General features: G+C 72.3%; 14 protein-coding genes. 5 read left to right on the top strand and 9 right to left on the bottom strand.

Features of this window, described 5'->3' with window-relative positions; translation table 11 throughout:
• Positions 1–3: 3 nt before the first annotated feature.
• From ACZ6IM_RS11965 to ACZ6IM_RS11950, 4 genes are all read left to right on the top strand, one after another.
• Entirely contained in the window at positions 4–720 is a 717-nt protein-coding gene (locus ACZ6IM_RS11965) for a L,D-transpeptidase family protein (RefSeq protein WP_052837800.1), read from the top strand.
• Between the two features lie 102 nt (positions 721–822).
• Entirely contained in the window at positions 823–2205 is a 1383-nt protein-coding gene (locus ACZ6IM_RS11960) for a ferredoxin reductase family protein (protein WP_052837799.1), read from the top strand.
• A 31-nt stretch (positions 2206–2236) separates the two neighbouring features.
• Positions 2237–3010: an FMN-binding protein gene (locus tag ACZ6IM_RS11955; RefSeq protein WP_469556187.1), complete on the top strand. Its 774-nt coding sequence runs from the start codon at positions 2237–2239 to the stop codon at positions 3008–3010.
• 55 nt (positions 3011–3065) lie between these two features.
• Positions 3066–3806 carry an FAD:protein FMN transferase gene (locus ACZ6IM_RS11950; RefSeq protein ID WP_469556413.1) on the top strand — a complete coding sequence of 247 codons (741 nt, stop codon included), beginning with the start codon at positions 3066–3068 and terminating at the stop codon, positions 3804–3806.
• 166 nt (positions 3807–3972) lie between these two features.
• Here ACZ6IM_RS11950 and ACZ6IM_RS11945 read toward each other — a convergent pair whose 3' ends face one another.
• The 7 genes from ACZ6IM_RS11945 to ACZ6IM_RS11915 form a co-directional block, all read right to left on the bottom strand.
• Entirely contained in the window at positions 3973–4512 is a 540-nt protein-coding gene (locus ACZ6IM_RS11945) for an arginine repressor (protein ID WP_052837796.1), read from the bottom strand.
• 7 nt (positions 4513–4519) lie between these two features.
• Positions 4520–5728, bottom strand: a complete 1209-nt coding sequence (locus ACZ6IM_RS11940) for an acetylornithine transaminase (protein WP_052837795.1) — start codon at positions 5726–5728, stop codon at positions 4520–4522.
• Entirely contained in the window at positions 5725–6633 is a 909-nt protein-coding gene (gene argB / locus ACZ6IM_RS11935; RefSeq protein WP_052837794.1) for an acetylglutamate kinase, read from the bottom strand. The genes ACZ6IM_RS11940 and argB overlap by 4 nt, the downstream gene beginning before the upstream one ends.
• Positions 6630–7781, bottom strand: coding sequence for a bifunctional glutamate N-acetyltransferase/amino-acid acetyltransferase ArgJ (argJ, locus tag ACZ6IM_RS11930; protein WP_052837793.1), 1152 nt, complete (start codon positions 7779–7781; stop codon positions 6630–6632). Before argJ ends, argB begins: the two co-directional genes overlap by 4 nt.
• Positions 7778–8806, bottom strand: coding sequence for an N-acetyl-gamma-glutamyl-phosphate reductase (gene argC / locus ACZ6IM_RS11925; protein WP_052837792.1), 1029 nt, complete (start codon positions 8804–8806; stop codon positions 7778–7780). Before argC ends, argJ begins: the two co-directional genes overlap by 4 nt.
• An 81-nt stretch (positions 8807–8887) precedes the next feature.
• Positions 8888–9412 (bottom strand): AAA family ATPase, encoded by a 525-nt coding sequence (locus tag ACZ6IM_RS11920; RefSeq protein WP_052837791.1) that lies wholly within the window; start codon positions 9410–9412, stop codon positions 8888–8890.
• Positions 9413–9485: 73 nt separating this feature from the next.
• Positions 9486–11960 carry an alpha-L-arabinofuranosidase C-terminal domain-containing protein gene (locus ACZ6IM_RS11915; protein ID WP_052837790.1) on the bottom strand — a complete coding sequence of 825 codons (2475 nt, stop codon included), beginning with the start codon at positions 11958–11960 and terminating at the stop codon, positions 9486–9488.
• Between the two features lie 151 nt (positions 11961–12111).
• Between ACZ6IM_RS11915 and ACZ6IM_RS11910 the strand changes: the two genes are divergently transcribed.
• Positions 12112–12564, top strand: a complete 453-nt coding sequence (locus tag ACZ6IM_RS11910; RefSeq protein ID WP_052837789.1) for a DUF6314 family protein — start codon at positions 12112–12114, stop codon at positions 12562–12564.
• Here the strand turns inward: ACZ6IM_RS11910 and ACZ6IM_RS11905 are convergent.
• Entirely contained in the window at positions 12527–13147 is a 621-nt protein-coding gene (locus tag ACZ6IM_RS11905) for a histidine phosphatase family protein (protein WP_052837788.1), read from the bottom strand. The genes ACZ6IM_RS11910 and ACZ6IM_RS11905 overlap by 38 nt on opposite strands.
• 73 nt (positions 13148–13220) lie before the next feature.
• Positions 13221–13661, bottom strand: a complete 441-nt coding sequence (locus ACZ6IM_RS11900) for a GNAT family N-acetyltransferase (protein ID WP_052837787.1) — start codon at positions 13659–13661, stop codon at positions 13221–13223.
• Positions 13662–13668 lie beyond the last annotated feature (7 nt).

The raw sequence follows: 13668 nt of genomic DNA, 5'->3' as shown, positions 1-13668 counted from the left end.
ACCATGCGCCCCGGTGCCGTCGCCGCCCTCGTGTCCACTTCCCTCCTCCTGCTCGGCGCCGCCCCCGCCGACGGGACCGCTCCCGCGCCGCTTCCGGCCCGGATGGCCGACACGGGCGGCGGCACCCAGCTGATCACCGCCGTCGCGCCGGACACCGGCTCGACCACGGGGACCGTCACCTGGTGGGACCACGTGGGCGGGCGCGACGGGCGCTGGGTGGCGGCCGGTTCCGCGCCGGCCCGCTTCGGGTCCGGCGGACTCACCGACGGGCCGGCGCGCGTCCAGGGCACCGGCACCACCCCGACCGGCCTGTACGACCTGCCGTACGCCTTCGGCACCGAGCCCGCGCCGCCCGGCACGGCGTACCGGTACCGCCCGGTCCACGAGGACTCCTGGTGGTGCCAGGACAACGCCTCCCGCTCCTACAACCGCTGGACCGAGCCGCTTCCCGCCGACTGCCGGGCCACCGAGGCCGAGCACCTGGTCACCTATCCGGCGCAGTACGCCCACGCCCTGGTCGTCGGCTTCAACTACGAGAGTCCGGTGCGCGGCCGCGGCGCGGGCATCTTCCTGCACGTCGAGGGGCGCGGGGCGACGGCCGGCTGCGTGTCGGTGCCGAAGGAGGCCATGCGGCGGATCCTGCGGTGGGCCGAGCCGGGGGAAGCACCGCACATCGCGATCGGCACCTCGCACGGGGCGACGGCCGTCACCCGGTACTGAACACGGACGGCATCAGCGGAGGGCATTACCGGCACGGGCTGAACGCTCGCCCGGCACGGCGCGTATCTGTAGGCCAAGGGCCGAGTCCCCCACGGAGGAACCGTGACCACCACGCTCGCCGGCGGCCGTGCCGCCCGCCGTCAGACGATGCGGCGCATCCGTCCGCGCCGCTCCCCCGCCGTCCCCCTGCTGCTCGCCGTATGGGCGGGCGCGGCGGGCGTGTTGTGGCTGTGGTGGCGCAACACGCCCGCCATCTCCGACGACGCCGGCAAGATCCTCGGCGCCGGGCGGATCACCGGACTGCTCGCCGGGTACCTCATGGCGCTGGTGGTGCTCCAGATGGCCCGGGTGCCGGCGCTGGAGCGGCGCGTCGGGTCCGACCGGGTCGCCCGCTGGCACGCCATGACCGGCCGCTACACCCTCTGCCTGGTCCTGGCCCACGTCTTCCTGATCATGTGGGGGTACGCGGCACAGGCCGGCAAGGGCCTCGGCGACATCGTCGCGCAGACGGTCGACTCGGTGAACCAGCTGCCGGACATGGGCAAGGCGGCCATCGGCACCGGTCTGCTGGTCGTCATCGGGTTCCTGTCCGTCGGCCCCGTCCGCCGCCGGATCCCGTACGACGCCTGGTACCACGTGCACCTGCTCACCTACGCGGCGGTGTTCCTGACCTTCTGGCACCAGCTGACCACCGGCAACGACTTCGCCGTCGAACCGGTCGCCAGGACCGTCTGGTACGCCCTGTACGGCTCGGTGACCGCACTGGTCCTCTGGTACCGGGTCCTGACCCCCCTGCGTCTCAACCTGCGGCACCGGATGCGGGTGGAGGCGGTGATCGAGGAGACGCCGGGAATCGTGTCGGTGCTCATCGGCGGGCGCCGGCTGCACCGGATGGGCGCGGAGGCCGGGCAGTTCTTCCGCTGGCGGTTCCTGGCGCCGGGGATGCGGTTCAGCTCGCACCCGTACTCGCTGTCGGCGGCGCCCCGCCCGGACATGCTGCGGATCACCGTGAAGGCGATCGGCGACCACAGCGCCCGGCTGCGTGAGCTGACGCCCGGCACCCGGGTGTGGGCGGAGGGCCCGTACGGCGCCCTGACCGCCCAGCGCCGCAGCCGCGGCAAGGTGCTGCTGGTGGCGGGCGGGGTCGGGATCACGCCGATGCGGGCGCTGTTCGAGACGCTGCCCGGCGCGTCCGGCGACATCACGCTGCTCTACCGGGCCAACAGCACCCAGGACCTGGCGCTCTGGGACGAGCTGGCCGGGATCGCCGACGAGCGCGGGGCCCGGCTGATGTACGCGGTCAACAGCCCGGACGGGGAGCGTCCTGACATCTCGGCCGAGACCCTGGCCCGGAAGATCCCGGACGTCGAGCGCCACGACGTCTTCCTGTGCGGGCCGCCCGGCTTCGCCCAGTCGGTGTACGAGGCACTGCGCGGCGCGGGGGTCCCCGCTCGCCGTATCCACCACGAGTCGTTCGAGATGTGAGCGACGGACAGACATCAGGAGTCCAGGACAGATGAGGAAAAGCCACCCCGTTCGGCGTGCCGTGCTCGCCGGGGCCGCCACCGTGTCCGGGATCGTGCTGCTGCTGTCGCTGAAACCGGCGTCCGACCCGGGCTCCGCCTCGGCGGCGGGCGGCGCGGCTCCGCCCGTGGCCGCACCGTCGCCGCAGGGCGGCCGGGGCGCCGGGGCCGCCGGCACCGTCACGGGCGACGCGGCCAGTACGCAGTACGGTCCCGTGCAGGTCCGGCTCACCGTGAGCGGTGGGAAGATCACCAAGGCCGAGGCGGTGCAGGCGCCCAGGGGCGGGCAGAGTGACCGGGTCACCGCCGACGCCGTGCCCAGGCTCAACCGGGCGGCCGTCGCCGCGGGCACCGCCGACATCGACGCGGTCTCCGGCGCCACCTACACCAGCGCCGGGTACGTGAAGTCCCTCCAGTCGGCGCTGGACAAGGCGGCCGCGGCGGCCGGCTCCGGAGCCCCCGGGAAGGGCGCGGGCACGGGCGCCGGACAGGGCACGCAGGTGCTCACCGGCGACGCCGCTCAGACCCAGTACGGGCCCGTGCAGGTCCGGGTGACCGTCAGCGGCGGGAGGATCACCGACGCCGAGGCGCTCCAGGCGCCCAAGGGCGGCCGCAGCGACCAGGTCACCGCCGACGCCGTGCCCAGGCTCAACCGGGCGGCCGTCGCCGCGGGCACCGCCGACATCGACACGGTCTCCGGCGCCACCTACACCAGCGCCGGATACAAGCAGTCCCTCCAGTCCGCCCTGGACCGGGCCGGTGGCTGACACCGGAGCCGGTTCCGCACGGGCTCCCGCCGCGGTGCGTCACGTGGAGGAGGCGATGGGGACCGTCTTCTCCTTCGACGTCCGCGGCGGGGAACCGGCGGCCGTCCGGGCGGCACTGGACGAGGCGGTCGCCGGGGTGCACCGGGCCGACGAGGTGTTCAGCACCTACCGGGACGGCAGCGAGATCTCCCGGCTGGCGCGCGGGGAGATGACCGTCGCCGCGTGCGCTCCGGAGGTCGCCGAGGTGCTGGAGCTGGCCGCCGAGGCCGAGCGGGTGAGCGAGGGCTGGTTCAGCACGCGGTACGAGGGACGGCTCGACCCGACCGGGATCGTCAAGGGCTGGGCCGTGGAACGCGCCGCGCGGCGGATCGCGGCGGCGGGCGGTACGAGCGGGGTCAGCGTCAACGGCGGCGGGGACGTGCAGTTGCTCGGCACGCCGGGCGCGGCGCGACCGTGGCGGGTCGGGGTGTCGGACCCGCTGCGGCCGGGCGGGCTCGCGGCGGTCGTCTCGGCGGCGGGGGCGGCGGAGCTGGCCGTGGCGACGTCCGGTTCCGCCGAGCGCGGCGCGCATGTCGTCGACCCGCGCACCGGCCGCTCCGCGGTGACCGACCTGCTGTCCGTGACGGTGGTGGCACCCCGGCTGACGTGGGCCGACTGCTGGGCCACGGCGGCGTTCGCGATGGGGGCGCGGGAGGGGCTGCGGTGGCTGGAGTCGCTGGAGGGGGTGGAGGCGCTGCTGATCACCGCGGGGGACGAGGTGCGGTGCACGGGGGGATTGGCGGGGTGGTTGGGGTGACCGGTGCGGAAAGCCGGCCGGTGCTGTAGCGAGGTACCGGCGTTGTCACTCACCGCGTTGGCGGGGCGCCGCTGCAGTCGCCCTGGCTGCAGCCCCCTGGGGGCGCGGGGAACCGCGCGAACAGCCACGACGTGGCCGCAGTCGGCAGACCTCCGCACCGCCTCCTTCAGTTGCCGTTCTGGGCCAGCCGCAGCAGATGATCCGCCAGGGCCTGCCCACCCGCGGGCTCCCGGCTGATCAGCATCAGCGTGTCGTCGCCCGCGATCGTGCCCAGGATGTCGTGCAGCTCCGCCTGGTCGATCGCCGAGGCGAGGAACTGCGCCGCCCCCGGAGGGGTCCGCAGGACCACGAGGTTCGCCGACGCCTCCGCGGAGATCAGCAACTCCGCGGAGAGCCGCCGCATCCGCTCCTCCTTGGCCGACTCCCCGAGCGGCGCCCGCGGGGTGCGGAAACCGCCCTCGCTGGGCACCGCGTAGATGAGGTCGCCGTCGGTGTTGCGGATCTTCACCGCGTTCAGCTCGTCCAGGTCCCGGGAGAGCGTCGCCTGGGTGACGGTGAGCCCGTCGTCGGCGAGCAGCTTCGCCAGCTGGCTCTGCGAGCGCACCGCCTGCCGGTTGAGGATGTCCACGATCCGGCGGTGGCGTGCGGTGCGGGTCTGCGGCAGGGCGGGCCCGGCCGTCTGCTCGTGCTCCTGCGCGTGGCTCATCGTCGTCTCATTCTCCGGATCGTCCGTCCCCGTGGGCCGCGTCGGCGGCCTGGTCAAGGATGCCGGGCAGCGCCCCGAGGAACGCGTCCACCACGTCGTCGCCGAGGTTCAGCGCGGGCATCAGCCGTACGACATCGGGTGCGGGCGCGTTGACCAGGATTCCGGCGTCCTGAGCCGCCTGCTGCACCTGGGCGGCGAGCGGCTCGGTGAGCACGATACCGAGGAGCAGTCCGGCGCCCCGGACGTGGGCGATCAACGGGTGCCCCAGGGCCTCGATCTCGCCGCGCAGCCGCTCGCTCTGCCGCTTGACGTTGTCGAGCAGTCCCTCGTCCTCGATGGTGTTGAGGACGGCGAGTCCGGCGGCGCAGGCGACCGGGTTGCCGCCGAAGGTCGTGCCGTGGTGGCCGGGCTGGAGGAGGTCGGCGGCGCGTCCGAAGGCGACCGTCGCGCCCAGGGGCAGTCCGCCGCCGAGGCCCTTGGCGAGGGTGACGACGTCCGGCAGGACGCCCTCGTGAGCCTGGTACTCGAACCAGTGACCGGTCCGGCCGATGCCGGTCTGCACCTCGTCCAGGACGAGCAGCGCTCCGGTGGCGGCGGTGATGGCGCGGGCCGCCTTCAGATAGCCGGGGGGCGGCACGACGACGCCGTTCTCGCCCTGGATCGGCTCGATGACCACCAGTGCCGTCTCCTCGGTGACCGCCGCGGCCAGCGCCTGCGGATCGCCGTACGGTACGTGCGTGACGTCGCCGGGCAGCGGCAGGAACGGTTGCTGCTTGCCGGGCTGGCCGGTCAGCGCCAGGGCGCCCATGGTGCGGCCGTGGAAACCGCCCTGGGTGGCGACCATGTGCGGCCGGCCGGTCAGCCGGCCGATCTTGAAGGCGCCCTCGTTGGCCTCGGCGCCGGAGTTGCAGAAGTAGACCCTGCCGTCGCGGCCGAAGTGCTGGAGCAGCCGTTCGGCGAGGGCGATGGGCGGCTCGGCGATGAAGAGGTTGGAGACGTGGCCGAGGGAGGCGATCTGCCGGCTCACCGCGTCCACCACCGCCGGGTGGGCGTGGCCGAGCGCGTTGACCGCGATGCCGCCGACGAAGTCGAGGTACTCCTTGCCGTCGGCGTCCCAGAGACGGGCGCCCTCGCCGCGCACCAGGGGCAGGCGCGGTGTCCCGTAGTTGTTCATGAGGGTGCCCTGCCACCGCTCGGTCAGCTCCGTGTTGCTCACGACTCCCCCTCTTCGTCCGGCACGACCATCGTGCCGATCCCCTCGTCGGTGAAGATCTCCAGCAGGATCGAGTGCTGGACCCGGCCGTCGATGACACGGGCGGTGGTGACGCCGCCGCGTACGGCGTGCAGGCAGCCCTCCATCTTCGGCACCATGCCACTGGACAGCTCGGGCAGCAGTTTCTCCAGCTCGGACGCGGTGAGGCGGCTGATCACCTCGTCGGAGTTCGGCCAGTCCTCGTAGAGGCCCTCGACGTCGGTGAGGACCATGAGAGTCTCGGCGCCGAGCGCCGCAGCGAGTGCCGCAGCCGCCGTATCAGCATTGACGTTGTAGACATGGTGGTCGTCCTGGGAGCGGGCGATGGAGGAGACGACCGGGATGCGGCCGTCGGCCAGCAGCGCCTCGATGGCGCCGGTGTCGATCGCGGTGATCTCGCCGACCCGGCCGATGTCGACGAGTTCGCCGTCGATCTCCGGCTGGTGCTTGGTGGCGGTGAGCGTGTGCGCGTCCTCACCGGTGAGGCCGACGGCGAGCGGTCCGTGCTGGTTGAGCAGCCCGACCAGCTCGCGCTGCACCTGCCCGGCCAGCACCATCCGCACGACGTCCATGGCGTCCTCGGTGGTGACGCGCAGGCCGGCCTTGAACTCGCTGACGATGCCGTGCCGGTCGAGGGCGGCGCTGATCTGCGGGCCGCCGCCGTGCACCACGACGGGCTTGAGGCCGGCGTGCCGCAGGAAGACGACGTCCTGGGCGAAGGCCGCCTTGAGGTCCTCGTCGATCATGGCGTTGCCGCCGAACTTGATGACGACGGTCTTGCCGTGGTGCCGGGTCAGCCAGGGCAGCGCCTCGATGAGGATCTGGGCCTTGGGGAGCGCGGTGTGCTTCCGCGTGGGTCCGCTGCTCATGACGAGTACGCGCTGTTCTCGTGGACGTAGTCGGCGGTGAGGTCGTTGGTCCAGATGGTGGCGGTGGCGTCGCCCGCGGCGAGGTCCGCCACGATGTGGACCTCGCGGTAGCGCATGTCGACCAGCTCCCGGTCCTCGCCGACGCCGCCGTTCTTGCAGACCCAGACGCCGTTGATGGCGACGTTGAGCCGGTCCGGTTCGAAGGCGGCGGACGTGGTGCCGATGGCGGAGAGCACCCGGCCCCAGTTCGGGTCCTCGCCGTGGATGGCGCACTTGAGGAGGTTGTTGCGGGCGATGGTGCGGCCCACCTGGACGGCGTCGTCCTCCGTCGCGGCGTTCACGACCTCGACCTTGATGTCCTTGCTGGCACCCTCGGCGTCCCGGATGAGCTGTTGCCCGAGGTCGTCGCAGACGGTGCGGACGGCCTCGGCGAACGCCTCGTACGGAGGGGTGACGCCGGAGGCGCCCGAGGCGAGCAGCAGCACGGTGTCGTTGGTGGACATGCAGCCGTCGGAGTCGACCCGGTCGAAGGTGACCCTGGTGGCGTCGCGCAGGGCGCGGTCCAGGACCTCGGTCTCCAGGTCGGCGTCGGTGGTGATCACGACGAGCATGGTGGCGAGGCCGGGAGCGAGCATGCCGGCGCCCTTGGCCATGCCGCCGACGGTCCAGCCGTCCTTCGTCACGACGGACGTCTTGTGCACGGTGTCGGTGGTCTTGATGGCGATGGCGGCCTTCTCGCCGCCGTGCTCGGAGAGCTGGCCGGCGGCCGTCTCCACGCCCGGGAGCAGCTTTTCCATGGGCAGCAGGACGCCGATGAGCCCGGTGGAGCACACGGCGACCTCGCCCGCCCCCGTCCCGAGCACCTCCGCGGCCTTCTCGGCGGTGGCGTGCGTGTCCTGGAAGCCCTTGGGTCCGGTACAGGCGTTGGCGCCGCCGGAGTTGAGCACGACGGCGGTCAGCTCACCGCTCTTGAGGACCTGCTCGGACCACAGGACCGGCGCGGCCTTGACGCGGTTGGAGGTGAAGACGCCCGCGGCCCAGCGTCGGGGGCCGGTGTTGACCACGAGGGCCAGGTCGGGGTTGCCGCTCTCCTTGATCCCGGCGGCGATGCCCGCCGCCGTGAACCCCTTCGCTGCCGTCACACTCACGGCGCAACTCCGATCGTCGTCAGTCCGGTGGTCTCGTCGAGACCGAGGGCGATGTTCATGCTCTGGACGGCACCGCCCGCGGTGCCCTTGGCCAGGTTGTCGATGGCGCTGATGGCGATGATCCGGCCCGCGGCGTCGTCGTAGGCGACCTGCACCTGGACGGCGTTGGAGCCGTACACGGAGGCGGTCGCGGGCCACTGCCCCTCGGGCAGCAGGTGCACGAACGGTTCGTCGGCGAGGGCCTTCTCGTAGGCGGCCCGCACCGTCTCGGCGGTGATTGCGGGCTTCGCCTTCGCGGTGCAGGTGGCGAGGATGCCGCGGGGCATCGGCGCGAGGGTCGGCGTGAAGGAGACGGTGACCGGCTCCCCCGCCACCTCGCGGAGGTTCTGGATCATCTCGGGGGTGTGCCGGTGGCCGCCGCCGACGCCGTAGGGCGACATGGAGCCCATGACCTCGCTGCCCAGCAGGTGCGGCTTGGCCGCCTTGCCGGCGCCGGAGGTGCCGGACGCGGCGACGATCACGGCCTCGGGCTCGGCCAGCGACGCGGCGTACGCCGGGAAGAGGGCCAGGGACACGGCCGTCGGGTAGCAACCGGGTACCGCGATGCGCTTGGACCCCTCCAGCGCGGCGCGGGCACCCGGAAGTTCGGGCAGGCCGTACGGCCAGGTGCCGGCGTGCGGCGAGCCGTAGAACCGCTCCCAGTCACCGGCGTCCTTCAGCCGGAAGTCGGCGCCCATGTCGACGACGAGGACGTCGGGACCGAGCTGCTCGGCCACGGCGGCGGACTGCCCGTGCGGCAGCGCGAGGAAGACGACGTCGTGACCGCCGAGCACCTCCGGCGTCGTCGGCTCCAGCACCCGGTCGGCCAGCGGCAGCAGATGCGGCTGCAGCGCGCCCAGGCGCTGCCCCGCGTTGGAGTTGCCGGTCAGGGCGCCGATCTCGACCTCGGGGTGGGCCATGAGCAGACGCAGCAGCTCACCGCCCGCGTACCCACTCGCTCCGGCCACCGCCGCACGTACCGCCATGGGAAACCCTCCTCCTCGATGGCATGACTATACGTTTCGCTGCACGTTTATGCAACGCACCGTGGCATGGACCGCCCGGCACTACGCCTTGACGGCCTCCGCGATCCGCAGCGCGGCCTCGGCGGGTGCGAGGTGCGTGGTGTCCACCACCTCGGCCTCGGCATGCAGCCAGGTGCGGGCCGCCTCGGCGTAGGGCTGGAGGTACTGGAGACGAAAGGGCGAGTTCGGCCCCACCACGGTGTCCCCCGCGATGCGCCCCCGCAGGGTGTCCTGATCGGCGTGGAGGACGAAGTGCCGCACGGGAATCGCGTGTGCGGCGAGGCCGTCGGCGATCTCCCTCCAGTACTCCTCGACCAGGACGGTCATCGGCACCACCAGGGTGCCGCCGGTGTAGTCGAGCACGTGCCGGGCGGTCTCGACGACGAGCGGCCGCCACGGCGGCCAGTGCTGGAAGTTGTCCGTCCCGGGCAGCCCCGGCGTGATGTCCATGAGCGTCTCGCCGACCTTCTCGGCGTCGAACACCCGGGAATCCGGGAGCAGCCGCTGCAAGAGCGCGGCGGTGGTCGTCTTGCCGGCGCCGTGGGTCCCGTTGAGCCATACGATCATGCGTCCCCACGCTAGCCCGGACCGACGGCGCGACGGGCGGTTTCGTCGCCGGTCCGGGTGGCGGGCCGGCGGGCTACCTCTGTCGGATCCTGAGGAACGTCACCGAGTTCGCCGGGAAGGTGTACGTGAACGTGCTCGCCGCCCCCGAGAAGGTGGACGTCACCGGGGTCACCGGGGTGTCCGTCTCGGTGTTGACCGCGTCCTGGTCGGCGGCCAGCGTGGTGACGCGTGCCCTGGACGCGACCTTGGCGCCGCCGAGGTCTACGGCGGTGCGGGCGGCCGTGTCCTGGGCGTTGACGACCTTGACGATCATTTCGCCGGTGCGGTCGTCGCGCGTGACGGTCTGGCGGAACGGCTCGGCCGGCTTGTCGTCGGTGAAGCTGCCCCACTCCTCGCCGTCGAGGTAGAGGGTGACCTGGCGGCCCCGGACCTTGACGTCGATGTCGTAGGCGCGGCCCGTCTCGATCGACCCGGCCTTGGACAGGAGCGTCGACTTGCCGCCGTCGGAGGCGTGCTCGACGGCGGACTGGGTGTTGTTCCAGCCGCCCAGGTTCCACCAGTAGTGGTTGCCGGTGTCCTTGACGCCGAAGGCGACCAGGAAGCCCTCCTTGCCGGACTTCTTCGTGGCCTTCACATGCAGGTCGTAGTCGTGCCAGGCCGGGTCGCCCGCCGTGACCATGGTGTTCTCGGCCGCCGTGTCCGTCTGGACGTACTGGCCGTCCTGGACGGTCCAGTTGCCGGAGCCCGAGTGGGTCCACCGCGAGGCGTCACCGGAGAAGTCGTCGGACAGGAGCGTCTCCCCGTCGGCCGAGGTCACCCTCACGTCGTCGTACGCCGCACTCGTCGCCCAGGTCGACAGGCCGACGGCGCCGGTGATGGGGCCGCTGACGTCGGGGGTGCCGGTGGCCTTCGAGGGGACGACGCGGTCGCCGGTGTTGTTCATGAACAGCTTCTGGACCTCGTAGTTGGCCGAGCCCCAGGACGCGTGGTTGTTGAACCAGATCATGTCCGGGCTCCACTGCACGTAGTCCTCGTTGGCGAGCAGCGGGGCGTAGGAGGCCAGTTGGACCACGTCGGCGTTGCGCTCCAGGCCGGTCATGAACGCGGCCTCGGCGAGGGCGTTCTTCCAGGCGTTGCCCTGGGAGGCGTACTCGCCGAGGAAGACCTTGGGGCCCTTCCGGTCGTAGGAGTCGTAGCGGTCGTTGTTCTGGAGGAACCACTGCGGGCTGTTGTAGTAGTGCTCGTCGACCATCGCGACACCGGCGTCGCGGTTGAGCCGCCAGGCGGTGTCGAAGGTGGCGCCGGAGTCGTCGGGGCCGGAGTTGGAGACGACGGTGATGTCCGGGTACTTCGCCTCGATGGCGGTGCGGAACCGTTCGAAGCGGGCGAAGAACTCCTTCGGGAGGTTCTCCTCGTTGCCGACCTCGAGGTGGGTGAGGTGGAAGGGCTCGGGGTGGCCCATCTCGGCGCGCTTGCCGCCCCACTCGCTGGTGCGGGGGCCGTTGGCGAACTCGATGAGGTCGAGGGTGTCCTGGATGTGCCGCTTCAGCAGGGCGTCGTCGTCGACGGCCTGGTTCTGGCCGCAGCCGGTGACCAGGGCGGGGACGACGGGCAGCGGCATGGCGCCGATGTCCTCGGCGAAGCGGAAGTACTCGTAGTAGCCGAGGCCGTAGCTCTGGTTGTAGCCCCAGAAGTTGGCGTTGGTGGCCCGCTCCTCGACCGGGCCGATGGTGTCCTTCCACTGGTAGCTGCGCTTGCGCTGCCAGTCGGAGTCCGCGCTGTAGTCCGCCATGGAGCCGGTGTTGACCAGGCAGCCGCCGGGGAAGCGCAGGAAGCCGGGGTGGAGGGCCTCGATCTTCTCCGCGAGGTCCTTGCGCAGGCCGCCCGGCTGCTGCTTGTAGGTGTCGCGGGGGAAGAGGGACACCATGTCGAGGGCGGCGGGAGCGGTCGTGGTGACGGCGAGGCGGCCGCGGTTGCTGGTGCGGGTCGCGGTGAAGGTGGCGGTGTACTTGCGCCACTTCCCCTTCGCCGCCACCTCGCGCGCCTTGGCGAGCATGCCCGCGGCGTCCCGGAGGGCGACGGTGAGGGTGGTGCCGCTCTCGGCGCGGGACCAGACCGAGAAGTCGTACCTCGCACCCTTCTCCACCCGGATGCCGGTGTTGTAGCCCGCGTTGGTGACGGTGGAACCGGCGGCCAGCGAGAGGTAGTTGCGGTTGCGCTCGTTGAGGCGGCCCCCGTCGTTCACCACCTCGGCCGTGCCGTCGGCCGCCCACCCGGTGAGCGGTGTGTACGAGGCGTGGTCGGCGGTGGAGTACTCGAAGGACCGGTTCTGCACGAGCTCGGCGTACAGGCCGCCGTCGGCGGCACGGTTGATGTCCTCGTAGAAGACGCCGTACATCGTGTCGTCGATCGTGGGGCCCTGCCCGGACGGGTCGACGGTGATCGTGTAGTCGGCGACGGCCTCGGCGTGTGCCGGGGACGGCAGCAGGGCCGAGGCCGTCAGGAGGGCGGTGACGCTGAGACCGAGTCTCCAGCGGGTGCGTGACATGGATACTCCGCGGCTCTCACTAGAAGTCGTTCGAGTTCGTTCGAGATATCGGACATTGGTCAGCACTTCGAACGGCAAGATAGGGAGGGGGTCGCGGCGCGTCAATGGGTCGCGCGGCAACGAGTGGGCCGGAGCGGGAAAGCGAGTCGAAATGGGCGAGTTGTGGCCGGTGCCCGACGTACTGGCGTACCTCGCGGGGCGCTGGCGCACCGAGCGGTCGGTGCGGGATCTGGCGAGCGGCCTCGAGGGCTGGTTCGAGGGGGTCACGTCCTTCGACGCACTCGACGGCGGCGGGCTGGTCGGCCGCGAGTCGGGCGCCTTCACCTGGCAGGGCGTGACCCGGCCGGCCGAGCGCACGCTGCGCTACCGGCCGGGCGGCGCGCCCGGCCGCGCCGACGTGCGCTTCGCGGACGGCCGCCCCTTCCACGGGCTGGACCTGACCTCGGGGCACCACGTGGCCGACCACCCGTGCGCCGCCGACCTCTACCGGGGCGAGTTCACCGTCCGGGGCCCGGACCGCTGGCGGACCGTGTGGCGGGTGGGCGGCCCGGCCAAGGACCTGCTGCTCACGACGGATTACCTTCGCGAAACGCCGGGTGCGTAGCACCCTGGTCCGGTGCGCCTTCGAAACGCAGGCTCCAGCGGCCCGCCCGGCCCGTCACGGTGGTCGCCGACAGCGGGCGGACGTCCAGGTTCCAGTACGTTCCGGGCGGCGCCTTCAGCGCGTAGACCAGCGCGGCCCGGATCACCGAGGGCTCGGCCACGGCGACGATCCGGTCGCCGTCCTCGCCGGGGCGGGTGTCGAGCCAGCCGCCGACGCGGGTGATGAAGCCCAGCAGCGACTCCCCGCCGTGCGGCGCCGAGCGCGGATCGGCGAGCCAGGCGTCCACGGCCGCCGGCTCACGGGCCATGGCCTCGCCGAGTGTCAGACCGCGCCACCGGCCCATGTCGCAGTCCCGCAGGGCGAGTTGGGCCAGCGGAGCACAGCCGAGGGCGTCACCGGTGGCGCGGCTGCGGGGCGTGGGCGAGCAATAGCGCAACTCGGCCGCCGCCAGCGGCAGCAGGTCGCCCGCGGCGCGCACCGCCTCGTCCCAGCCGGCCCGGTCCAGCGGCCGGTCGTCGTCGAAGCGCTCCGCCAGCAGCGGTGAGCTGCGCGCAGCCGCGACGAACGTGACCCGAAGCGCCATGCGGTGATGGTGGAGTGCGAAGGTGTCCAGGTCAAGGGGTGTTACCTGCGGGTTACCCAGGGTGTGCCACGGCTCACCGACCGAAGGCGAAGGCCATCCACTGCTCCGGCCGGTCCAGCGCCCTGAACCCGAGCTTCTCGTAGACGCCCTGCGCGTCGTGCGTCGCCAGCAGGATGCGCCGCAGCCCGTGGGGCGCCAGGTGCTCGCGCACGGCCGCGACCAGCGCCGTGCCCAGGCCCTTGGCCCGCACCGACGGGTCGACGTACACGTCGCAGAGCCACGCGAAGGTGGCCAGGTCGGTGACCACCCGGGCGTACGCGACCTGCTCGCCGGAGACCGCGTCGTACACCCCGAAGTTGAGCGAGGCCCCGATGGCCCGGTCCTGCTTCTCGCGGGTCCGTCCCAGGGCCCAGTACGCGTCGGTGGACAGCCAGTGGTGCACGCGCCCGGCGTCGATGCGGTCCGGGTCGGCGGAGATCTCGTAGCCCTCGGGGAGCCTCGGCGTGTCGGTCATGCCGGGA

The organism is Streptomyces sp. NPDC042336, from assembly GCF_055581985.1.
Note: the sequence above shows the minus strand (reverse complement) of the source record. Positions and strands in the feature narration are given on the sequence as shown.